Origin of the sequence: Methylobacterium sp. E-066 (assembly GCF_022829635.1) — a bacterium.
In the GTDB taxonomy this organism is placed as follows: domain Bacteria; phylum Pseudomonadota; class Alphaproteobacteria; order Rhizobiales; family Beijerinckiaceae; genus Methylobacterium.
Genome location: NZ_JAKSYO010000096.1, coordinates 15,496 through 41,225, shown reverse-complemented (window position 1 = coordinate 41,225; position 25,730 = coordinate 15,496). Strand labels below are relative to the sequence as shown.

Below are 25,730 nucleotides of genomic sequence, written 5' to 3'. Positions count from 1 at the left end.
CGTGGCCTCGGCCCGGATCAACGTCCGGACGTACATATTCAAAATTACACACGTTTAAGTCGGAAATTCCGTACTATCTAAAATTATTCCAATCGCAATGTGTGACGTGCCGGACACGTCCGGTGAGTTCCAGCGATTCTGAACCCATCAATTACAATCATGCATTGAAATGGCTTCGCCATCGTACTCAAGGATCGAAGCGCCTCGTGGCGACGATCTACATGAGAACGACTAAAAACTATGCGGCAGGACCATCAAGACCACGTTATATCTGCGACAAGCGATCGGTCCTCCTGCACCAATACGTGGCCCGGACTGGCGATCGCCCTGCTTCTGGCCTCGACGACTGTCGTTCACGCACAATCCAATCCGGTTCAGGACGAGGTCGTCCTCTCGGAACTGAGCGTCACCGGCACGGGTCCCACGGTGGAGCGCGCGGACGGGCCGGTCGTCGGCTACCGCGCCACGCGCTCGGCGACCGCGACCAAGACTGACACGCCGGTGCGCGACGCGCCGCAATCGATCAACATCGTCCCCCGGCAGGTGATCACCGACCAGCAGGACCTGCGCCTGACCGACGCCGTCACCAATGTCAGCAACGTCACGCCCGGCAGCACCGTGCAGGGCCGCTCGCAGAACTACGTCATCCGCGGCTTCGCCACGCAGCTCTTCGCCGTCGACGGCATCCTGACCAATCCGGCGATCAATTTTTACCCCGTCGAGCGCGATCTTGCGAACGCCGAACGGGTCGAAGTGATCAAGGGGCCGGCCTCCGTGCTGTTCGGCCGGGGCGACCCGGGCGGCGTCGTAAACATCATCACCCGCAGGCCGACCATAGAGCCGACCGCCGATGCCAGCGTGCAGGGCGGCAGCTTCGGCTTCCGGCGGTTCCAGGGCTCGGTCTCGAGCGCGATCCCGTCCATCGATGGGCTCGCCGCGCGCCTCACCTTCGCCGCGCAGGAGGATCCGACCTTCCGCAATATCGGCGACAACACCAATCGGCGCGTCTTCATCGCGCCGGCCCTGAGCTGGACGCCGAGCGCCGACACCCGGGTCTACATCAACGCGGAAGCCACCAGCCAGCGCACCCAGTACGACGAGGGGCTCATTGCCTTCCGAGGCCGCGTGCCGCTGGACAACATCCGCCGCTACTACGGCGAGCCGTCCTCGCGCTATTACGGCGAGGTCAACGGGATCACGATGCGGGCCGAGCACGACGTCAATGAGAACCTGACGCTGCGGCAGGTCATCAATGGGCAATGGGGTGCGTTCAACCTGTTCTCGGCCCGCGCCACCGGCGTCAACAATGCCGGCACGCAAGTCACCCGGCGCGACACCTCGGTCGATTCGCAGTTCGCCGCCGTGGATACGCAGACCGAAGCGATCCTGAAGTTCGACACGCTCGGCTTCGCCCACACCGCCCTGCTGGGCTTCGAATACACCAACGGCTTCCGTCACCCGTATTCCCAGCAGGGCTCCTATACCCCGGTCAGCTTCCTCAACCCGATCTTCGGCGGCACTCCCGGAGCGCTCTCGCTCCAGCAAGACCTGAAGCAGAAGCTCGAACTGTTCGGCTTCTACCTGCAGGACCAGATCGCCCTCACGCCCGAGTTGCAGCTCGTGCTCGGCGCCCGGTTCGATCTCGGCACCCAATATTATTTCGCCCGCGTGCCCACTTCGAGGACCCAGCCCCCCGAGCAGGAACTGTTCGGTGCCTCGCCGCGCGTCGGCCTGATCTATCGGCCGTTCGAGCCGCTGACTTTCTATGCCAGCTACGCCACCTCCTTCGCGCCGCAGACCGCGAACGTGCTCAACGTCGTCAACCCGGCGCCCGAGACCGGCGAGCAGGTCGAGGTCGGGACCCGCATCGACATCAACCCCGACCTGACCCTGAGCGCGGCCGCCTTCCGGATCACCCGGGACAACGTCGCCGGCAACGACCCGGTCAATACGAACTTCTCGGTGATCACCGGCCAGCAGCGCTCGGAGGGCGTCGAGGCGGACTTGGCCGGCGAGATCCTGCCGGGCTGGCGGGTCATCGGCGGCGTCGGCTATCTCGATGCGCGGATCACCAAGGACAGGGTCTTCGCGGTCGGCAACCGCCTTATCGGTGCAGCGGCCTTCAGCGGCAGCGTGTGGACGACCTACGATTTCCAGGCCGGTTCCCTGCGTGGTCTCGGGCTCGGCATCGGCGTGACCCATGTCGGCCAGCGCTTCGGCGACCTCAACAACAGCTACAAGGTCGGGGCGTACAACCGGGTCGATGCGGCCGTGTACTACGACTTCGACGCGCATTACCGCCTCTCGGTCAACATCCGGAACCTGACGAACGCGCGCTACATCGAGGACCCGTTCAACCAGTTCAACAATGCGCCCGGCGCGCCCTTCACGGTGCTGGCGACGATCACCGCGCGGATGTGAGCCGGATCGGCCAAAGTCAGGGTTTCAAAAGGTCTGGGACCTTTTGCGGGTGCAGGGTGGAACCCTGCTGTCGGGCTTCGCCCGATGGATCGGGGCTCTGCCCCGATACCCCGCCAAAGGGCTGAGCCCTTTGGGAACCCGGTCGCCCTCTCCGCGCTACCGTCCGGTGTCGCCGACGGGCTCCCGATGGGGCTTCGCCTCGCGGATGGGCGTCGCGGCTCTCGGCTGCGCACGCCGGCGGTCGGCACGACGGCGCAGGATGTAGAGGGTCAGGCCGGTGGCGGCGAAGCCCGGCATGGCGAGCGCCGCGAGGCCGAACAGCAGGGCGAACAGGTCGCCGAAGAAGCGGCCGCGATGCACCTCCAGGATGTTCTCGACGATGCGCCGCCCGAGCGGCGTGTCGGCCGCGTGCTCGGTGGCGAGCAAGGCGCCCGTGGCGGCGTCGTAGCGGGCCTCGTTGCGGGCGCTCAGGGCGTCGACGCCCCGGGGCAGCCAGCGGATGCGGATCGCCTTCGTATCGGCCCCCGGCAGGGTCAGGATCACGAGGCCGGCCTCGTGCCCCTCGCCGGCCCGGAACGCCGTCCAGGCGCGATCGAGGGCGGGTTCGGCCCCGGCCTCCGGCGACGGGGAAGACTCCCGGCGACCGGCTGGGCGCGCGGGCTTCGCCCGCTCCGGTGTCCCGGCGAGCAGCCAGGTGGCCCCGTCCTTGACCGACGGGTAGGACCAGGTCAGGCCGGTGAGCGCGATGACCAGGTAGATCGGCGTCAGCCAGGTCCCGGCCACGGCGTGGAGCGACCACCAGCGCGGCCGGCCGGGCCGCGACAGGCTCGGCTTCAGCCAGATCCGCCAGCGATGGATCTTGGGCCAGCGCAGGTAGAGGCCAGTCGCCAGAAAGGCGATCAGCGCCAGGGTGCAGGCCCCCGTGATGGACCGGCCCCAGCCCTTGGAGCCGCCTGGGATCAGCAGCCAGCGGTGCAGGTCCCGCACCGTCGTGAACGCCGCCTCCAGCCGCACCGGGCCGAGCACCGCGCCGTCATAGGGATCGGCATAGACAGAGGGCGGCCGCTCCCGGGTTTCGGGATCGCGGGCGAAGCGCACGAACACGCTCGCCTGCAGGTCGTCCGACAGGGTGAGGACATTCGCACGGCGCCCTCCGGCCTGGGCGTCGATCCGGGCGGCGAGGGCCGATGGCGCGAGCGGCACCCGGTCCCCCGCCTCGACCCGTGTCCGGTCGCGGTTGGCGAAGGCGGTGATCGCCTCCTCGTAGCTCATCAGCGCCCCGGTGAGGCCCATCAAGGCCAGCACGAAACCGGCGGTGAGGCCGAGCGCCCAATGCAGGCGGAAGAGCACGGTCCGGGGTGAGGGAATCGGCAGCGGCATCACGATGCCGGCTGCCTAGCAGGGTCCGGCCCCGCACGCGACGCCGCACCGCGCATGCCCGGGATTCAGGTGATCGGCGCCGGGTTGAACAGGGTCAGGTCGTTGAACAGGCCCCAGCGGTCGGACCAGGGCCGCTTGCGCCCACTCGCCACGTCGAGGATCAGGTGGAACAGCTCCCAGCCGACCTGCTCGATCGTGGCCTCCCCCGTGGCGATCCGGCCGGCATCGAGGTCGATCAGGTCGGACCAGCGCTCGGCCAGCTCCGTCCGGGTCGCGACCTTGATCACCGGGGCCTGCGCGAGACCGTAGGGCGTGCCGCGGCCGGTGGAGAACACCTGCAGGGTGATCCCCGAGGCGAGTTGGAGCGTGCCGCAGACGAAGTCGCTGGCCGGGGTCGCGGCGAAGATCAGGCCCTTCTCGCGCACGCGCTCGCCCGGCGCCAGCACCCCGGCAATGGCTCCGGTGCCGGACTTGGCGACCGAGCCCAGGGCCTTCTCGACGATGTTGTTGAGGCCGCCCTTCTTGTTGCCGGGCGAGGGGTTGGCCCGGCGGTCGGCCTCGCCCTTGGCGAGATAGGCATCGTACCAGGCCATCTCGCGGATCAGGGCCTGGGCGATTTCCGGAGTCTTGGCCCGGGGGGTCAGCAGGTGGATCGCGTCGCGCACCTCCGTGACCTCGGAGAACAGAACGGTGCCGCCGCAGGCCACGATCAGGTCGGCGCAGTAGCCGAGCGCCGGGTTGGCGGTGACGCCCGAGAAGGCGTCGCTGCCGCCGCATTGCAGGCCGACCACGAGCTCGGAGGCCGGGCAGGTCTCGCGGGTGCGCCGGTTCAGCACCTCCAGGCGGGCTTCCGCCATCGCCAGGATGCTGTCGAGCATCGCGGAAAAGCCCTGGTGGCGCTCGTCCTGAAGGCGGACGACCCCGTCTCCGGCCGCGCCGCCATCGGGCAGCAGCCGCTCCGAGACGAGCTTCTCACAGCCCAGCCCCACGACCATGACCTCGCCGCCGAAATTGGGGTTCTGGGCGAGGCTCTGGAGGGTCCGGATCGGCACCACCGCCTCGGGGGCGTTGATGGCGACGCCGCAGCCATAGGCGTGGGTCAGCCCGACCACGTCGTCGACGTTGGGGAAGCGCGGCAGCAGCTCCTGCTTGATCCGCCGGATCGCCACGTCGAGGGTGCCGGCGACGCATTGCACGCTGATCGAGATCGCCAGGATGTTCTTGGTGCCCACCGACCCGTCCGGGTTGCGGTAGCCCTCGAAGGTGTAGCCTTCGAGCGGGGGCAGGGGGGCCGGCACGCGGGTGGCCAGCTCCAGCGCGTCCAGCGACGGGGCGGTGGGCGTCGCGACCCGGGATTCCTCGACCCAGGCGCCCCGCGGGATGTCTTGGGTGGCGATGCCGACCACCTCGCCGTAGCGGCGCACCGCCCCGCCCTCCGGGATGTCACTGAGCGCCACCTTGTGGCCCTGCGGCACGAACTCGGTGAGCCGCAGCCCGTCCGGGAAGGTCGTGCCGGCGGGCAGCCCGAAGGCGTTGACCACGATCGCGACGTTGTCGTGCGCGCTCAGCCGGATCGTGCGCGGCACGTCCCCGGCCGGCCGCACAAGCGTCGGGTAATCCTGGGTCGGGAGGTCGATCTCGGCCTGCATCGGATGCTCCTCGCTCAGCCTTCGGTGCGGAAGCGCCCGGCCAGCGCCTCGGCGTTGCGGGCCAGCAGACCCAGATCCGAGCCGACCGCGGTGAACCGGGTGCCGGCCGCGATGTAGCGCTTGGCCAGCTCCTCGCTCGGCGTGAGGATGCCGGCATGCTTGCCGGCCTTCACGATCCGGCCGACCGCGTCCTCGATGGTGCGGACCACCTCGGGATGGCCCTGCTGGCCGACATAGCCGAGGCTGGTGGAGAGGTCGCCGGGCCCGATGAAGACACCGTCCACGCCCTCGACGGCGGCGATCGCGTCGAGATTGTCCAGGGCTCGGCGCGACTCGACCTGCACGATCACATAGATCTCGGCCTCGCAGCGGGTGTGATAGTCGGGGATGCGGCCGAACCGGGCGGCCCGGGGCGCCTGCGAGAAGCCCCGGATGCCGCGGGGGGCGTAGCGCGTCGCCGCCACCACCCGCCTGGCCTGCTCGGCATCGTCGACATTGGGGATCATCAGCGACTGCGCGCCGGCATCGAGGATGCGCTTGATGGTGATGGCATCGTCGCTCGGCACCCGCACCACCGGGTTGGTGGCGTTCTCCATCATGGCCTGGAGTTGGAAGTAGATATCCCGCAGGTCGTTGGCCGAGTGCTCCATGTCGAGGAGCAGCCAGTCGAACCCGGCGCCGGCGACGATCTCCGTGGAGATCGGGCTGGCGAGGCTGCACCACAGGCCGATCTGCTGGCGTCCCTCGCCGAGGGCGGCCTTGAAGCGGTTGGTCAGGCTGTCCATGGCGATTCCTCCGGGTCGTCTCGGCATCTGCGTGCCGTCAGGCTATCAGGCGCAGCCTTTCCGTCGAAGGTCAAAGCCAAAGGCTGGATCGATCGATGCGGCGCGCGCATGGATCAGGCGGGCGGCAGCTCCGCCAGGATCGCGACCAGCCGGGCGATCAGCGGCTCGTCCGCATCGCGCCGCCAGGCCAGGACCAGCTCGGCGGGCCGCGGGGCCGGCAGCACCAGCGGCCGGAACACCACGCCTTCGAAGCGCAGGCGCTCGGCCGCCGCCGGCACCAGGGCGATCCCGAGGGCGGCCCGGACCAGGGCCAGGATCGAGTGGATCTGGGTCAGCCGCTGCACGATCCGGGGCTCCACCGCGGCCTCGGCGAGCAGGCCTCGGACCAGGTCGTGGAAGTAGCGGGCCTCGTTCGGCGCGTAGGCCACGAGCGGTTCTCCGGCGAGATCGCCCGGCTTGAGGTGCTCCCGAACAGCCAGAACATTCCCGGCCGGCAGCGCCGCCACGAGGGGCTCCGCCAGGGCCCGGACGGCGATCAGGTCCGGATGGGTGACCGGCGGGCGGACCAGGGCGGCATCGATGCGGCCGGCGAGCAGTTCCTCGATCTGATCCCGGCTGACCATCTCGCGCAAGGCGAGGGTGACGTCGGGCAGCGCCCGCCGAAGCTCGGTGACGAGGCGGGGCAGGAAGTCGTAGGCCGAGGCCGCCGTGAAGCCGAGCTTCAGCACACCCGCGCGCCCGGCCGCCACTTGGCGGGTGACGTGGGTCGCGGTCTCGGCCAGCCGCAGGATGCGCTGCGCCTCCGGCAGGAAGCTGCGCCCGGCTGCGGTCAGCCGGACGGAGCGGCTGGTGCGCTCCAGGAGCTGCACGTCGAGGATCCGCTCCAGCACCTGGATCTGCCGCGACAGGGGCGGCTGGGTCATGTTCAGCCGGGCGGCCGCGCGCCCGAAATGCAGCTCCTCCGCCACGGCGGCGAAGCACCGGAGCTGACTGAAATCGAACATCGCTCCTCCCCAGGCGCCGCGACGCGATGGGGGAGCATAAAGCCTCGGCGGCCGCCCTGTCGCGGCAGTCACCCTTGGCCGTTCGGCTTAGGGGGGCGCCCGCTTCCGTTGGATTGTCGGGTCTTGCGAATCACATAAGCAACTGCTTATGTATTGACATGAACGAAGACGATCTCTTCCGGGCGTTGGCCGATCCGACCCGGCGCGCGATCTTCGAGAAGCTCGCTGCAGGCAGCATGAACGCCAGCGTCCTGCGGGAGGGGATGGGGATCAGCCAGCCGGCGATGTCCCAGCACCTCTCGGTTCTTCGGAGCGCCGGACTGGTGCGGGAAGAACGGCAGGGCCGTTTCGTGAACTATGAGGTCGACCCGGACGGGCTGACGCACATTGCCCAGTGGCTGTCGAAGTATCGCGCCTACTGGCCCGCCCGCATCGAAGCTCTCAAGGCGCTGCTGAAGGATATGGACCAATGAGCGACGCGGAGCCCGACGCGGCCGAGACCAGCATCGCAGGCGATTACGAGCTCGATGCGCCGCCGCACAAGGTCTGGCGCGCCCTCCATACGCCCGAGCTTCGCGAGATCTGGTTGCCGGGGAGCGCCTTGGCCGAGCCGGACGCGATCACCGTCATCCCCGGGAAAGAGCTTCGGTTTCGGATGCGGGACGATGCGCCCCCGTTTCTCGAAAGCACCGTGACGTTCCGGATCGCTCCGAACGGAACCGGCGGAACGCGTCTCCGGGTGATCCACGCGCTGACCGACCCGCGGTTCGACCGGATGACATGGGCCGCCTCGAACACCAACACGCAGCCGCTCATGCGCGCCGCCTGACGCGGCGCATCGATCTGTCGTTGTCCGAAGCCTTGAGGGGTCGCCGATGCGCGAAGCGATGCAACTCGTCCCGATCGTCGTGGAGCAATCCAACCGAGGCGAACGGTCCTTCGACATCTATTCGCGCCTTCTGCGCGAGCGGATCATCTTCCTCAACGGCGAGGTCAACGATACGGTCGCTGCACTGATCTGCGCGCAGCTCCTGTTCCTGGAGGCCGAGAACCCGAAGAAGCCGATCCACCTCTACATCAATTCCCCGGGCGGGGTCGTGACCAGCGGATTGGCGATGTACGATACCATGCGCCACATCCGGGCACCGGTTCACACCCTCTGCATGGGCACGGCCCGCTCCATGGGCTCGTTCCTGTTGATGGCCGGCGCGCGCGGCGGACGTGCGGCCCTCCCGAACGCGAGCATCCACATCCATCAGCCCCTGGGCGGGTTCCAGGGGCAAGCCTCGGACATCCTCATCCATGCCGAGGAAACCCGCAAAACGAAGCACCGCATGACCCGGCTCTATGCCGAGCATTGCGGCCGCCCCTACGAGGATTTCGAGCGGGCGATGGACTGCGACTACTTCATGACCGCCGAGGAAGCCCTGGAATGGGGCCTGATCGACCGCGTAATCCAAGCTCACGAAGACGACAGGCCCGCCATCGGGTCATCATAACCTGCCGTCAGGCTCATTCAGCCGGCACAGGCGAAACGGGGATCCCAGAGGGCCCGCGGCCCAGCCCTTTCAAGGTGTTTGGATTGGGCTGTGATCGAGACGTTTCACCACGCGGATTCGACGTCTCACTTGCCGCTAACAGGTTGAGAATTCCGCTCTTTCCCCGCCCCCTTGCGGGGAGGGGTCAGGGGTGGGGGTGGTGCAGGATCGAGCGTCAGGGTGCCTCTTGCGCCACCCCCAACTCCAGCTCCTCCCCGCAAGGGGGAGGAGAGCGCGCTGCGTCTTGCCCGAAACGCTGCACCAAACACCTTGAAAGGGCTGGGCCCGCGGCCCTTTGGCGAACTTCGGGGCGCGCAGCCCCGAAATTCGCAGGGCAGCGCCCTTACGGCGTCAGCTCGTGGCCGGCATAGTCGATCTTGCCGTAGGGCCCCTTCGTCCAGACGTGCATCACGTAGTCGAGCCGGGTGATGTCGCCCTTCTTGTCGTAGGCGATCGGGCCCAGCACGGTCTCCACCGGCTTGCCCTGGTGCAGCCAATCCGCGAGCGCCTTGCCGTCGCTGGAGCCGGTCTCGGCCGCAGCCTTGGCCAGCACCTGCACGGCCGCGTAGGCGTACAGGGTGAACGCCTCGGGATCGATGCCCTTGGCCTTGAACGCAGCGACCACCGCCTGGGCGTTCGGGTTCTTGCGCGGGTCGGGCGGGAAGGTCATCAGCGTGCCCTCGGCGGCCGGCCCGGCGATCTGCACGAATTCCTTGTCGGTGATGCCGTCGCCGCCCGCCACGATGGCCTGCAGGCCCTGGTCGCGCATCTGGCGCAGGATCATCCCGGCTTCGGTGTGGTAGCCGCCATAATAGACGACATCGATGGTGGCCGATTTCAGCTTCGAGACCAGCGCCGAGTAGTCCTTCTCGCCCGGGTTGATGCCCTCGACCAGCACCGCCTTGCCGCCCTTGGCCTTGAACGCCGTCAAGGTCTCCTCGGCCAAGCCCTTGCCGTAGGTCGACTTGTCATGGACGAAGGCGATCTTCTTGTCCTTGAAATGCGCGGCGAGATACGTGCCCGCCACGGCCCCCTGCTGGTCGTCCCGGCCGCAGGTGCGGAACGTGTTCCACATCCCGCGCTCGGTGAACTTCACGTTGGTGGAAGCCGGGGTGACCTGGATGATGCCGGCGTCGAGGTAGACGTCGGAGGCCGGGATCGACACACCGGAATTGAAGGTCCCGACCACCATCTTGACGCCGGTGCCGGCGAACTTGTTGGCCAGCGAGACACCCTGCTTCGGGTCGGAGGCGTCGTCGCCGACCACGGTCTCGAAGAGCCGGCCCTTGATGCCGCCGGCCTTGTTGAGGTCCTCGATCGCCTGGCTGGCGCCGTTGCGGATCTGCGCGCCGAAGGCCGCGTAGGGTCCGGTCAGGGGTGCGGCGACGCCGATCTTCACCGGCCCGCCCGTGTCCTGTGCCTGGGCGGCGCCCGCCGTCAGGAGCCCGAGAAGACAAAACGCCAGAGTTGCTCTCACGATACGCTCCCAGATCGAAAACGGTGCCTCGAAGCCTGTGCGGGGGCTTCCGCCCGGAGTGCGCGCCACCGAGCCGGCGGCGCGCGGGTCACGTCGAGGGCCCGGAACCGCCCTTACGGCACCAGCTCGTTGCCGGCGTAGTCAATCCGGCCATCGGCGCCCTTCTTCCAGGCGTAGATGACGTAGTCGGGCCGGGTGAGGTCGCCCTTCTTGTCGTAGGCGATCGGGCCGACCACGGTCTCGATCGTCTTGCCCTGGTGCAGCCAGTCGGCCAGCACCTTGCCCTCGCTGGAGCCGGTCTCGGCCGCGGCCCGGGCCAGAACCTGCACGGCCGCGTAGGCGTAGAGCGTGTAGGCGTCGGGATCGATGTTCTTGGCCTTGAACGCCGCGACCACCGCCTGGGCGTTCGGGTTCTTGCGGGCATCCGGCGAGAAGGTCATCAGCGTGCCCTCGGCGCCGTCGCCGGCGATCTGCACGAACTCCTTCGGGGCGAGGCCGTCGCCGCCGACCAGGGTCGCCTTCAGGCCCTGGTCGCGCATCTGGCGCAGGATCAGCCCGGCTTCCGTGTGAAAGCCGCCGTAATAGACCACGTCGACGTTGGCCGATTTCAGCTTGGAGACGAGGGCCGAGTAATCCTTCTCGCCCGGGTTGACGCCCTCGAACAGCACCTCCTTGCCGCCCTTGGCCTTGAGCGTCAGCTGCGTCTCCTGGGCCAAGCCCTTGCCGTAGGCCGACTTGTCGTGGACGAAGGCGATCCGCTTGCCCTTGAAGTGATCGGCCAGATACGCGCCGGCGACCACGCCCTGCTGGTCGTCGCGGCCACAGGTCCGGAAGGTGTTCCAGAGCCCGCGCTCGGTGAACTTCACGTTGGTCGACGACGGGGTGACCTGGATGATGCCGGCATCGAAATAGACGTCGGAGGCCGGGATCGAGACGCTGGAGGCGAAGGCGCCCACCACCATCGTCACGCCGTCCGCCGCGAGCTTGTTCGCCACTGAGACGCCCTGCTTCGGATCGGACGCGTCGTCGCCGTAGACGGGCTCGAACAGCCGGCCCTTGATTCCGCCGGCCTTGTTGATGTCCTCGATCGCCTGGCTGGCGCCGTTCTTGACCTGCACGCCGAAAGCCGCATACGGCCCGGTCACGCCGGCGGAGATACCGATCTTCACCGGTCCGCCCTTGTCCTGGGCCTGTGCAACGCCGATCGTCAGAAGACCAGCCATGGCCATCGACAGTATTTTTTTCATGCCCGCCCCCGCGTTCGAATATTAATGCGCCCCTGAACCCGCATGCAACATTTCGGCCAAGCCTACCGGCCTTGCATCGGTCTGCCGCGACGCGGGCCTGAACCTCAGTTCAACGCGCCACGCAGTCAAGGCCGCAAGCATAGAGATGATGGGCGCCGGATTGATCTGCCCCCATCCCGATCCGGCCGGACGGGTCGCGGCTTTCGCCGACCTCAGGTGGCGTGGGTTCGATGATGCATCCGGAGGCGACGCCCGTCGCAGCCCATCGAGATCGATGACCGTCCCTCTGCCGCTCCGTAGCCCACCCGCCACCCCGCATCCGGGGCGCGGCTGATGAGTCCGTTCGGGGACGAATCTGCCGATTGGGCGGAGCGCCGCCGGATCGCCGAGCAGGGCAGGGGCGACCGGGCCTGGTCCCAATGGGGGCCGTATCTCAGCGAGCGGCAATGGGGGACGGTGCGGGAGGATTACAGCCCCGACGGCAATGCCTGGCGCGCCCTGCCGCACGAGGAGGCCCGCTCGCGCGCCTATCGCTGGGGCGAGGACGGGCTGGCCGGGATCTGCGACGAGCGCGGCGGCCTCTGCCTGGCGCTGGCCCTGTGGAACGGCCGCGATCGCATCCTCAAGGAGCGCCTGTTCGGCCTGACCAACCAGGAGGGCAACCACGGCGAGGACGTCAAGGAGGTCTACCACTACCTCGATGCGGTCCCGAGCCACGCCTACCTCAAGCTGCTCTACCGCTACCCGCAGGCGGCGTTCCCCTACGAGGCGCTGGTGCGCGAGAACCTGGCGCGCGGGCGCGACCAGCCGGAATACGAGATCGAGGAGACCGGGATCTTCGACGACGGCCGGTTCTTCGACATCACCGTGGAATACGCCAAGGCGGATGCCGACGACATCCACGCCGTCGTGACCGCGCTCAACCGCGGCCCGGAGACCGCCGAGCTCCACCTGATCCCGCAGCTCTGGTTCCGCAACACCTGGTCCTGGCAGGCCGGGCAGGACCGACCGCGGATCGCCGCCGATCCCGAGGGCGGCGCGACCTGCACGCATCCGCGGCTCGGCCCCTATCGCCTCGCCTATGACGGCGCGCCGGAGCTGCTGTTCTGCGAGAACGATACCAACCTGCGGCTCCACGGCGGGCAGCCGGACGCGCCGGGCCCGTTCAAGGACGGCCTGCACGCGGCGATCGTCGGGGGCGATGCGGCCGCCATCCGCCGGGATGCGGGCACGAAGCTTGGCCTGCACTACGCCCTGCGGCTGGAGCCCGGGGCTACCGCCCGGATCCGCCTGCGCCTGTCGGCGGGCTCAAGGGTGCGCCCGGTCGACGCCGAGGGCGCCGTCGTCCGGCGCCGCGTGGCCGAGGCGGACGCGTTCTACGAGGCGCTCCAGGACGGCATCCCGGACCCGGATGCCCGCACGATCTTCCGGCAGGCCGCCGCCGGCCTGATCTGGTCGAAGCAGCTTTACTGCTACGACGTGCGGCGCTGGCTCGAGGGCGATTCGCTCCAGCCGGTGCCGCCCCGGGAGCGCGAGGGCGGCCGCAACAGCCAGTGGCGTCACTTCGCGGCGGCCGACGTGCTGTCGATGCCCGACACCTGGGAATACCCGTGGTTCGCCGCCTGGGACCTCGCCTTCCACTGCCTGCCGCTGGCCCTGCTCGACCCGGACTTCGCCAAGAAGCAGCTCCTGCTGCTCACCCGCGAATGGTACATGCACCCGAACGGGCAGCTCCCGGCCTACGAGTGGGAGTTCGGCGACGCCAACCCGCCGGTCCATGCCTGGGCGGCCTACCGGGTGTTCGAGATCGACCGGGACCGCAGGGGCGGGCGCGGCGACATCGCCTTCCTGGAGGGCGTGTTCCACAAGCTGCTGATCAACTTCACCTGGTGGGTGAACCGCAAGGACGCGCAGGGACGCAACGTCTTCCAGGGCGGCTTCCTGGGGCTCGACAATGTCGGGGTGTTCGACCGGTCACGGCCGCCCCCGGGCTTCGGGGTGGTCCACCAGGCCGACGGCACCGCCTGGATGGCGATGTACGCCCTCAACATGATGCGCATCGCCCTGGAGCTGGCGCTCCACAACGACGTCTACGAGAGCACCGCCTCGAAGTTCTTCGAGCACTTTTTGCTCATCGCCGAGGCGATGACCGAGATGGGCGGGCAGGGGGATGGGCAGGGGAGCGGGGAAGGGTTCGGCCTCTGGGACGAGGTCGATGAATTCTACTACGACGAGGTCGATATCCCCGGCGGCGGGATGCTCCCCTTGCGGGTCCGCTCGATGGTCGGGCTGGTGCCGCTCTTCGCCGTGGAGGTGATCGAGCCCTCCGTGCTCCAGCGGCTGCCGGACTTCGCCCGGCGCCTGAACTGGGCGCTGGAGAACAGGCCGAACCTCGCCCGTCTGGTCTCGCGCTGGAACGAGGGCGGCGTGAAGGACCGCAAACTGCTATCGCTCCTGCGCGGCCACCGGATGAAGGCGCTGCTGCGGCGCATGCTTGACGAGGCCGAGTTCCTCTCGCCCTACGGCGTGCGCTCCCTGTCGAAGGTCCACCAGGACGCGCCCTACGTGCTCAACGAGCTGGGGGCCTCGTTCACGGTCCGGTACGATCCGGCCGATTCGACCTCGAACATGTTCGGCGGCAACTCGAACTGGCGCGGGCCGGTGTGGATGCCGATGAACTACCTGATCGTCGAGGCTTTGCGGCGCTTCCACACCTATTACGGCGACGAATTTCTGGTGGAATACCCGACGGGATCGGGCGCGATGTGCACGCTGCGCGCGATCGCCGACGCCCTGGAGGATCGGCTGATCGCCCTGTTCGCCAAGGATGCGGACGGGCGCCGGCCGGCCTTCGGGGCGCGGCCGCCGATCCCCCCGGCGCCCGGCGCCGAGGAGGCTCTGCTGTTCCACGAGTTCTTCGACGGCGATACCGGCCGGGGCCTCGGCGCCTCGCACCAGACCGGCTGGACCGCGCTGATCCTCAACCTGCTGCGCGACCGCGCCCGGTCGCGCTAGAGCGCTCGCCGCCGAAGTGGATACCGGTTTGGCGTAAGCGAGCGCGTTCAATCAAGGATTTGGAGCCGTTCCCGATTGCAATGCGATCGGGAACGGCTCCAAGCGCCTCAGCAGCTCAGGCGACGACCCTCGCGGCGGCCGAAGGTCCGGTAATGCGCCGCGCCGGATTCCATCTGGCCGTTCGCGATCGCCCGGCGGACATCCGGATTGCAGCGCAGATACTCGCGCTCGTCGAACCCGCCATAGGCGCGCTCGCCGTAGCCGCGGTCCCGATAATCGCGGTCGCGGCCCCGGTAATCGTCGCGATCCCGCCCCCCATAATCCCGATCGCCGTAGCCGTAATCGGGGCCGCGCTGCGCCACAGCCGGCCCGAGGGCGGACATCACGCCGAAACCGACGGCGACCGCTGCCAAAAACGCTTTCATCGTACCTGTCTCCTATCGGAGGCTTGAAACGCGTTGCGGCCCAGATGGTTCGATGAGCCGCCGCGCATCGAAAAGCCCGGCGGCGGTGTCATCCGCGGCCGGGCCGAAAACGACGCTGCCCGGGACGAGGCCCGGGCAGCCACCCGACTACATGCGGTGCATCATCTCGCGGCGCATCATGCGATGGCGCATCTCACGGTGCATCATGCGCCGCTCCATGTGACGTCGCATCATCCGGCGCTCCATGTGGCGACGCTCCATCCGGCGCTCCATGCGGTCCATCTGGACGGTCGAGACGATGTCGGCCGGGGCGGTCACGGCGGCGGGGGCGAGCGGAGCGGCGGAAGCGGGCGACGCGACGGCGGCGCCGAAGGCGGCGAGCAGGGCCGCGGTGATGAGCGTGGTGCGCAAAGGATGTTTCCTCTCATGCCGCCTTTGAGGGCGGTTGTTTTCCTCGGAGCCGTGAGAGGAGCAAATCCTTCCCGGACCCAGCCCAGCAAGCCACAGACCGCCAAGATGGTTCCACCGCCGCCGGATCCGGGCCGGCGACGTTCGAACCAGCCATCCGAAGGGATCCCCACAGCATCGCCGGGCGGAGCGAAGGTGTCTCTCAGGCAGCCCTTTCAAGGTGTTTGCGGCAGCGGACTATCCCGCTTGCCCCACGACGCTTGGTTCTTGCAGAGCCCGGTCTGGAAACAACCCCGTCATCCCGGGGCCGCGAAGCGGAGCCCGGGATCCAGAAACACCGTGGGGCCAAAGACTTGCGCGTCGGCGGCTCTGGATCCCGGGCTCGCCTGCGGCGCCCCGGGATGACAGGGTTGAGGCTGATGTCTCCGTGGAGATCCGGGATTCTAAGCGATCCCGCTTTCACCTTCGTGCCGTCCCTGCCACGCTTCCCTTGGCGAGGATCGCGGGCGGGCCATCGGACCTGCGCTGCGATACGAACCAATTGATCCCGGCGGGACAATCCAGGACCACGGCCCAATCCAAACACCTTGAAAGGGCTGGTGTGTCTCAGGACAAACCGCAACCGTCGGATGGGATTCGTGAGACCTTCGCAGCAGAAGGGCGTCCGGGCGGAGGAGGATCAGCGCGCGAATCCGAGGAGAAGTCGCTGTTCAATTTCGTCACCGGCAAGGTCGAGGGGGCCGGTCAGAGACGGTGCACCCAGCGCCAGTGATGCCGCGGAGGCCGCCGATTTGGCGGCGCGCTCTCTAGCTCTCAAGCCGCGGCACGGCGCCGGGCGGCGGGGCCGGGGGAGGCATGCTCGCCAGGTCCGAATCGGCATGATGCCGGCCGTTCAGCTCAGCGGGGACGGGGCGGGCCAGCTCCAGGGCCGGAAGCGCGATGCTCTTCACATCGCTGCGCAGCGTGATCTGCTTGACCTCGACGGCCTGCCGCCCGCGCATGAGCGGGTTTTGGCGCACGTAGCTGATGAATTCCTCGGCCGCCCGCAGCTTTGATGTGTTGTGCTCGGCCTCCTGTGCCCGGATCCGCTCGGCGTCGGCCTCCCGGATCTTGGCCTCCTTGGCTTGGTGCTGCAGTTCGAGCGACGCGAAAGCAAGCCCCGTGGCCGCACGGTCGAACACGGAGCTCACTTTCAATGTCGGGCTGGAGAACAGAATATAGACGCTGTTGGCGACCAGAAAAACAGCCACCAACAACACGACCAGATCCATCGCACGTCCGCTCACGGTCCAGAAGACCAGCACGACAGCCAGCGACACGACAGAGAGTCCGAGAAGAATATATCGCAGGATCGACATGATCTAGCCTAAATTCATTTTTTTGAATCGAATTGGCGAGATTTATAAAGGTTTCGATTCTGAAAGGCAAATCTATCGGTGCCTTGTGCGGTCCACAGGCTTCGGCTGCCGATCGCCCCCGCTCGGGGCGGATGGCCGGGTCCGCGAAGCGCAAGACCGGCCCGATCAGGCCGCTTCGCGCACCGACACGGGCCCTCGGTGCGATGTCCCCTTGCCTCCGAAGCTTAACTTGTCCGACCCTGCCGTCGGCAAGCCGGCTCGGCATTGAGTCGGGGTGCCGGAGGGGGAATGAATTCATGATATCAGCAGGTTCTCGCCGCCGCCGCTCCGGCGCGCTGGCCCTTCTCGCGGCGCTCGCGCCCCTGGTCCTCGGCGCCCTGGCGCCCGGCCGGGCCAGGGCCGCCGACAAGGAGGTCACCTTCGCCCATCAGGACATGGTGGTGCCGTTCCGGGCGCTGATGGATTCGGGCGCCATCGAGAAGGCGACCGGCTACACGGTGAACTGGCGCAAGTTCGGCGGCGGTGGCGACGTGATCCGCGCCATGGCGTCCGGCAACGTCCAGATCGGCGAGGCGGGATCGAGCCCGATCGCCGCGGCGGCCTCCCAGGGGCTCGACATCGAGCTGTTCTGGATCCTGGACGAGATCGCCGATGCCGAGCAGCTGGTCGCGCGCAACGGCAGCGGCGTGAAGAGCCTCGCCGACCTGCGCGGCAAGACGGTCGCGGTGCCGTTCGTGTCGACCTCGCATTACCAGCTCATCGCGGCGCTGGCGGGAGCCGGGCTGACCCAGAAGGATGTCACGATCCTCAACATGCGCCCGCCCGAGATCGCCGCCGCCTGGGAGCGCGGCGATATCGACGCGACCTTCATCTGGGATCCGGTGCTGGCCCGGGTGAAGAAATCCGGCACGGTGCTGATCTCGGCCGGCGACATCGCCCGCCAGGGCAAGGCGACTTTCGACGGCCTGGTGGTGGACCGGGCCTGGGCGGCCAAGAACCGGGATTTTCTGGTGACGCTGGTGAAGCTGATTGCCGCCCAGGATGCGGCCTACGCGGCCAAGCCCTGGGCGGCCGATGCGCCGGAGGTGAAGGCCACGGCCAAGATCACCGGCTCGACCCCCGAGGAGGTGCCGGCGAGCCTGGCGGCCTACCGCTTCCCGACCCTCGAGGCGCAGGCCTCACCGGCCTGGCTCGGCGGCGCCGCCGCCAAGGCCCTGACCGAGACCGCGGAGTTCCTGAAGGCGCAAGGGCGCGTGCAGGCGCTGGCGCCCGATTACGGCTGGTTCGTCACCGGCGACTACGTGGCCGCGGCCCGGAAATAGCGACGGCTCCCCGGCGGCAGGTTCGGAGCGGCCCATGATCGAGATCCGCAACGTCAGCGTCCAGTACGGGGCGGGGGATTCCACCGTTGCCGCGCTCTCGGGGATCGACCTGACGATCCGGCCGGGGGAGTTCGTGGTCGCCCTGGGCGCCTCGGGCTGCGGCAAGACCACCCTGCTGTCGGCGATCGCGGGCTTCCTCGAACCGAGCGCGGGCAGCATCCTGCTCGACGGCAAGCCGATCCGGGGGCCGGGGGCCGACCGGGGCGTGGTGTTCCAGCGCCACGCCCTGATGCCCTGGCTCGATGTCGCCGAGAACGTCGCCTTCGGGCCGAAGATGCGCGGCGTCCCCCGGGTGGAACGGCGCCGGATCGCCCGCGCCATGCTCGATCTCGTCGGCCTCGCCGACTTCGCCGACCGGAAGGTCTACGAGCTCTCCGGCGGCATGCAGCAGCGGGTCGGCCTCGCGCGCGCGCTCGCCAGCGACCCGCGCGCCCTGCTGATGGACGAGCCGCTGGGGGCGCTCGACGCCTTCACCCGCGAGCAGGTCCAGGAGCTGATCCTCCGGGTCTGGGACCGGACCGGCAAGATGGCGTTCTTCATCACCCACGATGTCGAGGAGGCGGTCTTCCTCGCAACCACGCTGCTGATCATGAGCCCGCGCCCCGGCCGCATCGTCGAGACGATCGCGCTGCCCTTCTCCCGGGCCTTCCTGGCCGGGCGCGACGCCCGGGCGGTGAAGTCGGATCCGGACTTCATCGCCATGCGCGAGCGCGTGCTCGGGCAGATCCATCACCGCGCAGAGCCGGCGCTCGGAGCCTGAGATGAGCGGCTTGCCCCTCGATACGCCGGCTTCGGCCCCGGCCCCCGCCGAGGCGGCGCCCCGCCGACGTTTCGGAGCCCGCCGCCGCGCCCTGCGCGACGGGATGCTGGTCCCGGCCGTCAGCATCGCGACGGTGCTCGCCGTCCTGGCGCTCTGGGCGGTCGCTACCGCGGTCGGCTGGGTCAAGCCGCTGTTCCTGCCGCCCCCGGAGGCGATCCTGTCGGCCTTCGCGCAGGCCTGGAACGGCGATCTCGATGGGGCGCCGCTCGGCATCCATGTCCGGGACAGCCTGCTGCGCGTGGTCGGCGCCTTCCTGATCGCCGCCGCGGCCGGGATTCCCGCAGGCCTCGCCATGGGGACGAGCCGGATCGCCCGGGGCCTGCTCGATCCGCTGATCGAGTTCTACCGGCCGCTGCCGCCCCTGGCCTACCTGCCGCTGATGATCATCTGGTTCGGGATCGGCGAGCTGTCGAAGGTGCTGCTGATCGTCCTGGCCTGCTTCGCCCCGGTGGCCCTGGCGACGCGCTCGGGGGTGCTCTCGGCCTCCGGCGACCAGATCAACGCGGCGCGGGCGCTGGGGGCGAGCCGCTGGCAGGTGCTGCGCTACGTGGTGCTGCCGGCGGCGTTGCCGGAGATCCTGATCGGCCTGCGGATCGGCATGGGCGTGGGCTGGACCACCCTGGTCGCCGCCGAGATGGTTGCGGCCCAGGCCGGGCTCGGCCAGCTCGTCCTCAACGCCTCGAACTTCCTGCGCACAGACGTGGTGGTGATGGGGATCCTGGTGATCGGCCTGTTCGCGGCCCTGTTCGAGTTCGGCATGCGCTGGCTGGAACGCGCGCTGGTGCCCTGGAAGGGCAAGGTCTAAGCGGCCGGCCCCATTCGCGGATGGCGTCGCGGGCGGGGACAGGGGGCGACCGTCGCATGCGTACTCTATTCGACCGGCAATGTCTGATACATCCGGCCCCAAGACCGTGCTGACCGGTAACGGGCTGGCGCAGACCTGCGATCGGGTATCGGGGGATATCGTGGTGGACCAGTCCGACGACGTCGTCTCCGAGGCGGCCCTGATCGCGGCGCTCGAAGCCTCGGGCGGCGTCGGGTTCTGGATGTGGGATATCCCCAACGACGACGCGCACGCCGATCCGGTCACGGCTTTGCTGTTCAACATCAGCCCGGCCCGGTCGCGCGCGGGCGTCGGCCTCGCCGAGATCATGAAGGCGGTCTATCACGAGGATCAGGCGCACATCACGCAGGTCATCCTGGACTGCGTGCGATCCGGCGGCTCGTACACGGCGGAGTACCGGGTCTGCTCCCCGGAAGGGCGGCTGCGCTGGGTGTTCACCCGCGGCCATTTCTATCTGGACGAGAACGGCCGCCCGACCACGGGCCGGGGCGTCGTGGTCGAGATCTCGGACAGCAAGGCCGCCGGCGTCGCCTTCGCCACGCGGGACGGGAGCACGATCGAAGGGGCCCTGAACAAGACCGCAGACCTGTGCCTGTCCCTGCACAACGCCGTCTCGGAGCTCGGCGACACGCGCATCGTCGCCTTGACGGAAACCCTGCTGCTCGAGATCGGCAAACATCTCGCCGATCGGCAGCGCGCGCCGGCGAACCTGTCCTTGCACTGACCGGGCCGTAGGACTGGGTCGGGACGCGGCGACACGCTCAGGCCACGTCGCGCTGCTTCAGCCACAGCCCGAATTCCTGGACGACGGACACGACCACCTTCAGCCGCAGGCCGTCGTCAGTGAGCGCGTATTCCACCTTGACGGGCGTCGTCGGATAAACGGTGCGCCTGATGAGACCGGCGGCTTCGAGGGCGCGCAGATCCAGCGTCAGCATCCGCTGCGAGATGCCGGGCAGGTCGCGCCGGAGTTCGTTGAAGCGCTTCGGACCGTCGATCAGGTAGGACACCAGCAGCAGGCGCCAACGACCGCCGAGGAGGTGCATCGCGTGCTCGACGGAGCAGCCGGTCACGGTCGCCCTCATCGGCCCGGGCCCGAACCCGGCACAGTATAATTCTTGTGCCCAGCGCTCAAATTACTGCGTTCTTCCGGCATCGTCTCGACTGCGCTACGCAAAGCTCTGGAAACCACCGTTTCCGGCACCGACGTTACGGCACGTCTTCAGAGCTTGTCCATGAAACTGTATTGCATCCCCGCGAGCTGCTCGCTCGCGCCGCACATCGTCGCCCACGAACTCGGCCTCGACCTGACCGTCTGCCGGGTCGATCACGCGACGCACAGGACGGAGACGGGCGAGGATTACCTGGCCATCAATCCGCACGGCTACGTCCCGGCCCTCGATCTCGGCGACGGCACCGTCCTGCGGGAGGGCCCCGCCATCCTGCAATACCTCGCCGACCTGAAGCCCGAGGCGGGCCTCGCCCCGGCGAACGGGAGCCTCGCACGCTATCGCCTTCAGGAGATGCTCGGATTCCTCAATTCCGAGATCCACAAGGGCTTCGTTCCCCTGCTCTACGCCCGGCTGGCGGGCCGCTGGGTCGAGACCGCCAAGCCGAAGCTCGAAGCGCGCTATGCCTGGATCGACGCGCAGCTCGCCGGGCGGGATTTCCTCCTGGGCGACAGCTTCACGGTCGCCGACGCCTACCTGTTCGCACTCACCGGCTGGGGGCAGGCCCCGTGGCTGACCTCGTATTACCGGGCCGACATCCACTTCGACCCCCTGCACAACCTCCAGGCCTGGTACGGCCGCGTGCGCGGGCGCCCGGCGGTGCGGAAGGCGTTGCAGGCGGAGGGGCTCGCTTAGAACCTTCACCACCGAAGTCGACATCGAGATGTGAGCGCCTGTTTGACCGCACGGCTCCCATCGAACGATGGTTTCGACCAACGGGGGTCCCAATCTCTCACCTCATCCTTCGAGGCCGATCGATCTTCGATCGCTCAGCACCTCAGGATGAGGGGGAGGCTGGGAAAGACCGGTCAAATAGGCTCTTCCCGCCGCAATCACCCGACCGTCAGAACGGATAGTAGCGCAGCGAGGCCAGCCCGGTCACGAGGTGGGTGGAGGGCTGGATGCCGGCGGCGCCCCGGAAGGCGTCGCGCTCGGTGTAGGAGGCCTGCGCGCCCGCCACGAGGCGCCCGTACGGGCCCTTGTACAGGTCGTGCCAGAAGCCGCCGGTGATCTGCCGGATGTCGCGGCTCTCCGCCTGGCAGGTGCCGCTCGCCGCCCCCTCGACGGCGCAGCCCGTGACCACCAGGGTCGGCGCGCCGTAGCCCGTGGCGTTCCGGGCGCCAGCCCGGGACGCGTGCTCCCAGCCGGCATAGAGGTAGACGTCGGTGCCGGGCTGGACATGGGCGACCGCGCCGGTCAGGAACTGGAAGGCTGGGATCGGGGCGATCGAGCCGTCGGCCTTGAGGGCGAAGTCCGGCAGCTGCGCCGAGCCGTAGCGGCCGATGCCCTGGCCGACGAGGCCGCTGACCTGGATGTCGAGCCCCTTGTCGATCACCGGCAGGGTCGCGCCGCCGCCGATCCCGTAGCCCAGAGCGCTGTCCGAGCGGCCGGGGAGGCGGGCCGCGGCGGTGATGGTGGTCGCGCTCAGGCGGTCGTCGAAGATGCGGACCAGCCCCTTGACCTCGTAATGGCCGAAACCCGGCTCGACGGCGAGCTTGCCGACGATGTCGGGGGCGCTGTTGTTCGAGTAGGTGGTGGCTGTGTTGAGCAGGCCGGCGCCGTCGCCGGTGTTGTTGACGTTGACGAGGCCCGGGGCGGCGAACGGGCTCGGCGGCAGCACGCTCTGGGGCGATTCCGCCGACAGGCCGGCCCAGAGGCCCGGAGCCAGATCCTTGACCACCCGCACCTGCGGGTTGCGGGTCCAGTTGAAGCCCGGCACGTATTGCGCGTCGATGGTGAGCGGGACCTGCTCCTTGAGCGGCGTGATCCCGGAGAGGTCCGTGGTGATCAGGCTCCAGGCTTGGCCCGCCAGCACGTGCCAGCCGGAATCCAGGGCCTCGACGGTGGCGAAGATCTGCCGGACCCGCGGCACGTAGCTGTTGCTCTCGCGGGAATTCGAGGTGGTGCCGGCCGCCAGGAAGTCGATCTCGTAATAGCCGGAGATCTGGAGCGTCGGCTCGACTTTGGCGGTGAACAGGCCGCTCAGGCGGCTTTGCCGGGCGGAGAAGCGGAACTCGCTCTCGCGCGCCTGCGGGCTGTTGCGGAACGGGATGCCGTTGAAATCGGTGGCGAGGTCCGAGGCGAGGTTGGGGTTGCGGAAGACGCCCGCCAGCTCGACGAAGCCCCCCGGGGTGAAGCAGATCGCCGGGCCGAGCGCGTAGCTGCCGGCGTTGCAGACGAGGTCGTTGGCGAGGATCACCGGCGTATGCTCGGAGGCGCCCGGCCGCGCGCCGCCGGGCCCGCCCGCCTGCGCCACCTGCTGCTGGCGCTCGGTCCGCGCGGCGAGGCGCGCCTGCTCGTGCGACAAAGCCCGCCGGGCGCGCGTCTCGCCGGCGAGGGCGCTGCGCTGCGACCCCGCCTGCCGGCGCAGGGCGGCGAGCTCCTGCTGCATGGCCTGCATCTGCCGCTGCATCGCGTCCATCCGGGCCGCCATCTCGGCGACGTTCTGGGCGCGGGCGGGAACGGCCGCGAGGCCGGCGGCGAGGACCAGGGCGCCCGGCCAGGCGCTCGGGAGGGTCGGTCGGAACATCGTGCGTCACCCCGTGCGGTCACGGATCGGAGGCTGTGTCCACGATTTGTCGGACATGACGGATGACGTCGGCATGACGGCGTTACCCATGGTCGTCACGCCCCTTGGGAAACCCGCGTTCTGGATGTGTCGGGACGGGGCCGCTGTGGCCGCAGCGCCACGGGCGCGTCCCCCGAACCCGACGCGTTGGGCGGGGGGCTGCGACCTTCCGGCAGGAACTTGGCCGTGCGGCCGAGGGGTTACCCGAGGGATCGGATCGCTACGATCCACACCCATCGCGAGACAGCAGCATGACCTTGGACACACGTTCCATCTACGTCACCGCCCTGAAGAACACCCACGCCGTCGAGATGCAGGCCCTGCAAATCATGGAGCGGCAAGTCGAGCGCCTGGAGCATTACCCGGAGATGGAGAAGGCCCTGCGCCGGCACATCGAGGAGACCCACGGCCAGCGCCAGCGCCTGGAGGAAGCCCTTCAGAGCCTGGGCGACACGCCGTCGGCGCTCAAGGAGGGGTTTCTGGGCTTCGTCGGGAACATGATGGCGCTCGGCCACGCGCCGGCCCAGGACGAGATCCTGAAGAACACCTACGCCAACCACGCCTTCGAGAATTTCGAGATCGCGGCCTACGAGTCGCTGCTCACGATCGCCGACGCGGCCGGCCAGCAGGGCCACCGGACCGGCTTCGAGCAATCGCTCAAGGAGGAGCAGGGCATGGCCGAGGCGGTGCGGTCGCTGATCAAGCCGACCACCGAGCGCTATCTCGCGCTGACGACGGCGGGCGAGAAGGCCGATCGCTGACGCGACGGGTCCCGGTCGGCACAGAGCGGACACACCGCCGCACCGGGGCCCACGACGCCCCGATGGTAACGGAGCGGAGGCGCGCTACCTTGAACTGTTATAGTCAAGCTCTGCCGAGATAGGCCGGGCGGGACTCGGAGCACGAATACGCGATCCGCACCGGATCCCGTGCGAAAAACAGTCCTCCCCTCGCGAACCGAACGGCAGCCTGACCGTTATGTCCTCGAACACTTTCCAGAGGGCAGGACATGGCCAAGCACGAGATCCTCGGCTACTTCGAACACCGCCGCGACGGGGCCTGGGTGTGCGTTCGGCCGTTCACCCTGACCACGCGCGATGCCAGCGTCGACATCCGCCAGGGCATGCGCTTCGATTACGGCAAGCGCGTCGGCGGCCTCGACCTCGCCGAGTATCTGGAGCAGCTCGGCTCGCAGTTCGGTTCGTAGGCCGAGATCGACGCCAGCCCGTCCGGCATCGTGCCGGCGGGCTTCTGCTCAACACGTTGCATCCACGAAGGGCGCCGGGAAAAACACCCGGCGCCCTTCGCTGTTCAGGCTCCGCCCCACTGCATGGTCAGGCCGCCATCGACCACCAGCGTGTGGCCGGTGACGTAATCGGATGCCCCCGAAGCGAGATAGAGAATCGCCCGGGCGATCTCTTCGGGCTGGCCGGCGCGGTGCCACGGGATCCGCTCCAGAGACTGGTCGAGCACCTCGGTCTTCTCGAAGCGGTCGGCGGTCATCGGCGTCTCGATCAGGCCCGGGGCGACGTTGTTGACGTTGATCCGATCCTCGGCGAGCTCCCGCGACAGGCTGCGGCACAGGGAGCCGAGCCCGGCCTTCGACATGCCGTAGGGGGCGCTCTCGGGGGTCGGCAGGTGCTGGGCCACCGAGGAGACGAACACGATCTTGCCGCCGCCGCCCTCCGCCCGACGCATCCCGATGAAGGGGCGCGCGCAGAACAGCGGTCCCATCAGGTTCACCCGCAGGATCCGCTCCAGCAGGGCGTCGTCCATCTCGGCCACCGGCACGCCGCTCATCGCCTGGCCGGCATTGGCCACCAGGATGTCGAGGCCGCCCAGCTCGCTGCCGATGCGGTCGTAGGCAGCGTTCACCGCGGCCGGATCGCCGACATCGAGCTGCAGCACCAGGGCCCGGCGGCCGGCCGCCTCGACCCGGGCTGCGGTCTCCCGGATGCCCGCCTCGTCGGTATGGTAGGTGATCGCCACATCGGCGCCCTCGCGGGCGAACAGCTCCGCGGTCGCCTGCCCGATGCCGGAATCGGCGCCGGTGATCAGGGCTCGCTTGTCGGTCAGGATCATCGTGCGTGTCTCGCGCTCGCCGCCCTCGAAGCGGCCGGATGCCGGGGCAATCGGTCGGGGCGGGGAGGGTTCCGGACGCGCGGACCCGCCGCAGCTG

General features: G+C 68.7%; 24 protein-coding genes. 12 read left to right on the top strand and 12 right to left on the bottom strand.

All coding sequences use genetic code 11. From position 1 onward, the window contains the following. Positions 1-240 precede the first annotated feature (240 nt). Positions 241-2,421 (top strand): TonB-dependent siderophore receptor, encoded by a 2,181-nt coding sequence (locus MKL20_RS13125; protein WP_244037030.1) that lies wholly within the window; start codon positions 241-243, stop codon positions 2,419-2,421. 156 nt (positions 2,422-2,577) lie between these two features. On the opposite strand, the gene MKL20_RS13120 is transcribed toward MKL20_RS13125, so the two are convergent. From MKL20_RS13120 to MKL20_RS13105, 4 genes are all read right to left on the bottom strand, one after another. Next, entirely contained in the window at positions 2,578-3,801 is a 1,224-nt protein-coding gene (locus tag MKL20_RS13120; RefSeq protein ID WP_244037029.1) for a PepSY-associated TM helix domain-containing protein, read from the bottom strand. A 65-nt stretch (positions 3,802-3,866) separates the two neighbouring features. After that, complete coding sequence (gene garD / locus MKL20_RS13115) at positions 3,867-5,450, bottom strand: galactarate dehydratase (RefSeq protein WP_244037028.1); 1,584 nt, start codon at positions 5,448-5,450, stop codon at positions 3,867-3,869. Between the two features lie 14 nt (positions 5,451-5,464). Continuing rightward, positions 5,465-6,235, bottom strand: a complete 771-nt coding sequence (locus MKL20_RS13110; RefSeq protein WP_244037027.1) for an HpcH/HpaI aldolase family protein — start codon at positions 6,233-6,235, stop codon at positions 5,465-5,467. Positions 6,236-6,348: 113 nt separating this feature from the next. After that, positions 6,349-7,239, bottom strand: a complete 891-nt coding sequence (locus MKL20_RS13105; RefSeq protein ID WP_244037026.1) for a LysR family transcriptional regulator — start codon at positions 7,237-7,239, stop codon at positions 6,349-6,351. A 158-nt stretch (positions 7,240-7,397) separates the two neighbouring features. Here MKL20_RS13105 and MKL20_RS13100 point away from each other — a divergent pair, with 158 nt between their 5' ends. From MKL20_RS13100 to MKL20_RS13090, 3 genes are read left to right on the top strand one after another with little or no spacing between them, the layout of a single operon-like run. Then, positions 7,398-7,712: an ArsR/SmtB family transcription factor gene (locus MKL20_RS13100; protein WP_244037025.1), complete on the top strand. Its 315-nt coding sequence runs from the start codon at positions 7,398-7,400 to the stop codon at positions 7,710-7,712. Beyond that, positions 7,709-8,068, top strand: a complete 360-nt coding sequence (locus MKL20_RS13095; RefSeq protein WP_244037024.1) for an SRPBCC domain-containing protein — start codon at positions 7,709-7,711, stop codon at positions 8,066-8,068. Before MKL20_RS13100 ends, MKL20_RS13095 begins: the two co-directional genes overlap by 4 nt. A gap of 46 nt (positions 8,069-8,114) precedes the next feature. After that, a complete protein-coding gene (locus MKL20_RS13090; RefSeq protein WP_244037023.1) occupies positions 8,115-8,738 on the top strand; it encodes an ATP-dependent Clp protease proteolytic subunit in 624 nt (207 codons plus the stop codon). Between the two features lie 382 nt (positions 8,739-9,120). Here the strand turns inward: MKL20_RS13090 and MKL20_RS13085 are convergent, their stop codons facing one another. Further along, positions 9,121-10,254 (bottom strand): branched-chain amino acid ABC transporter substrate-binding protein, encoded by a 1,134-nt coding sequence (locus tag MKL20_RS13085; RefSeq protein ID WP_409568146.1) that lies wholly within the window; start codon positions 10,252-10,254, stop codon positions 9,121-9,123. A 113-nt stretch (positions 10,255-10,367) separates the two neighbouring features. After that, the gene (locus MKL20_RS13080; RefSeq protein ID WP_244037126.1) at positions 10,368-11,483 is read right to left on the bottom strand and encodes a branched-chain amino acid ABC transporter substrate-binding protein; all 1,116 of its coding nucleotides are present in this window, start codon (positions 11,481-11,483) and stop codon (positions 10,368-10,370) included. 351 nt (positions 11,484-11,834) lie between these two features. Here MKL20_RS13080 and MKL20_RS13075 point away from each other — a divergent pair, with 351 nt between their 5' ends. After that, positions 11,835-14,516, top strand: a complete 2,682-nt coding sequence (locus tag MKL20_RS13075) for an MGH1-like glycoside hydrolase domain-containing protein (protein WP_244037022.1) — start codon at positions 11,835-11,837, stop codon at positions 14,514-14,516. Positions 14,517-14,623: 107 nt separating this feature from the next. Here the strand turns inward: MKL20_RS13075 and MKL20_RS13070 are convergent, their stop codons facing one another. The 3 genes from MKL20_RS13070 to MKL20_RS13060 all read right to left on the bottom strand — a co-directional run bounded on the left by MKL20_RS13070 (position 14,624) and on the right by MKL20_RS13060 (position 16,707). Next, complete coding sequence (locus MKL20_RS13070; protein WP_244037021.1) at positions 14,624-14,941, bottom strand: hypothetical protein; 318 nt, start codon at positions 14,939-14,941, stop codon at positions 14,624-14,626. A gap of 147 nt (positions 14,942-15,088) precedes the next feature. Continuing rightward, positions 15,089-15,352, bottom strand: coding sequence for a hypothetical protein (locus MKL20_RS13065; RefSeq protein ID WP_244037020.1), 264 nt, complete (start codon positions 15,350-15,352; stop codon positions 15,089-15,091). Between the two features lie 803 nt (positions 15,353-16,155). After that, the gene (locus MKL20_RS13060) at positions 16,156-16,707 is read right to left on the bottom strand and encodes a hypothetical protein (RefSeq protein WP_244037019.1); all 552 of its coding nucleotides are present in this window, start codon (positions 16,705-16,707) and stop codon (positions 16,156-16,158) included. A gap of 296 nt (positions 16,708-17,003) precedes the next feature. Here MKL20_RS13060 and tauA point away from each other — a divergent pair, with 296 nt between their 5' ends. The 4 genes from tauA to MKL20_RS13040 all read left to right on the top strand — a co-directional run bounded on the left by tauA (position 17,004) and on the right by MKL20_RS13040 (position 20,477). Further along, a complete protein-coding gene (gene tauA / locus MKL20_RS13055) occupies positions 17,004-18,029 on the top strand; it encodes a taurine ABC transporter substrate-binding protein (protein ID WP_244037018.1) in 1,026 nt (341 codons plus the stop codon). A 34-nt stretch (positions 18,030-18,063) separates the two neighbouring features. Further along, positions 18,064-18,849, top strand: a complete 786-nt coding sequence (locus tag MKL20_RS13050; protein WP_244037017.1) for a taurine ABC transporter ATP-binding protein — start codon at positions 18,064-18,066, stop codon at positions 18,847-18,849. A gap of 1 nt (position 18,850) precedes the next feature. Continuing rightward, on the top strand, positions 18,851-19,714 hold the full coding sequence (locus MKL20_RS13045) for an ABC transporter permease subunit (RefSeq protein ID WP_244037016.1): 864 nt from the start codon (positions 18,851-18,853) through the stop codon (positions 19,712-19,714). A 79-nt stretch (positions 19,715-19,793) separates the two neighbouring features. After that, positions 19,794-20,477: a PAS domain-containing protein gene (locus MKL20_RS13040; RefSeq protein WP_244037015.1), complete on the top strand. Its 684-nt coding sequence runs from the start codon at positions 19,794-19,796 to the stop codon at positions 20,475-20,477. A 37-nt stretch (positions 20,478-20,514) separates the two neighbouring features. Here MKL20_RS13040 and MKL20_RS13035 read toward each other — a convergent pair whose 3' ends face one another. After that, a complete protein-coding gene (locus MKL20_RS13035; protein WP_244037014.1) occupies positions 20,515-20,838 on the bottom strand; it encodes a winged helix-turn-helix transcriptional regulator in 324 nt (107 codons plus the stop codon). A 150-nt stretch (positions 20,839-20,988) separates the two neighbouring features. Between MKL20_RS13035 and gstA the strand changes: the two genes are divergently transcribed. After that, positions 20,989-21,618 carry a glutathione transferase GstA gene (gene gstA, locus MKL20_RS13030; protein ID WP_244037013.1) on the top strand — a complete coding sequence of 210 codons (630 nt, stop codon included), beginning with the start codon at positions 20,989-20,991 and terminating at the stop codon, positions 21,616-21,618. A 208-nt stretch (positions 21,619-21,826) separates the two neighbouring features. Here the strand turns inward: gstA and MKL20_RS13025 are convergent, their stop codons facing one another. Then, positions 21,827-23,512 (bottom strand): hypothetical protein, encoded by a 1,686-nt coding sequence (locus MKL20_RS13025; protein ID WP_244037012.1) that lies wholly within the window; start codon positions 23,510-23,512, stop codon positions 21,827-21,829. Between the two features lie 290 nt (positions 23,513-23,802). On the opposite strand from MKL20_RS13025, the gene MKL20_RS13020 reads away from it, so the two are divergent. Both MKL20_RS13020 and MKL20_RS13015 read left to right on the top strand, forming a co-directional pair. Further along, on the top strand, positions 23,803-24,312 hold the full coding sequence (locus MKL20_RS13020) for a ferritin-like domain-containing protein (RefSeq protein WP_244037011.1): 510 nt from the start codon (positions 23,803-23,805) through the stop codon (positions 24,310-24,312). Between the two features lie 248 nt (positions 24,313-24,560). Further along, positions 24,561-24,758, top strand: a complete 198-nt coding sequence (locus tag MKL20_RS13015) for a hypothetical protein (RefSeq protein WP_007563351.1) — start codon at positions 24,561-24,563, stop codon at positions 24,756-24,758. 104 nt (positions 24,759-24,862) lie between these two features. Here MKL20_RS13015 and MKL20_RS13010 read toward each other — a convergent pair whose 3' ends face one another. Further along, a complete protein-coding gene (locus MKL20_RS13010) occupies positions 24,863-25,633 on the bottom strand; it encodes an SDR family NAD(P)-dependent oxidoreductase (protein ID WP_243972080.1) in 771 nt (256 codons plus the stop codon). Positions 25,634-25,730: the final 97 nt, after the last annotated feature.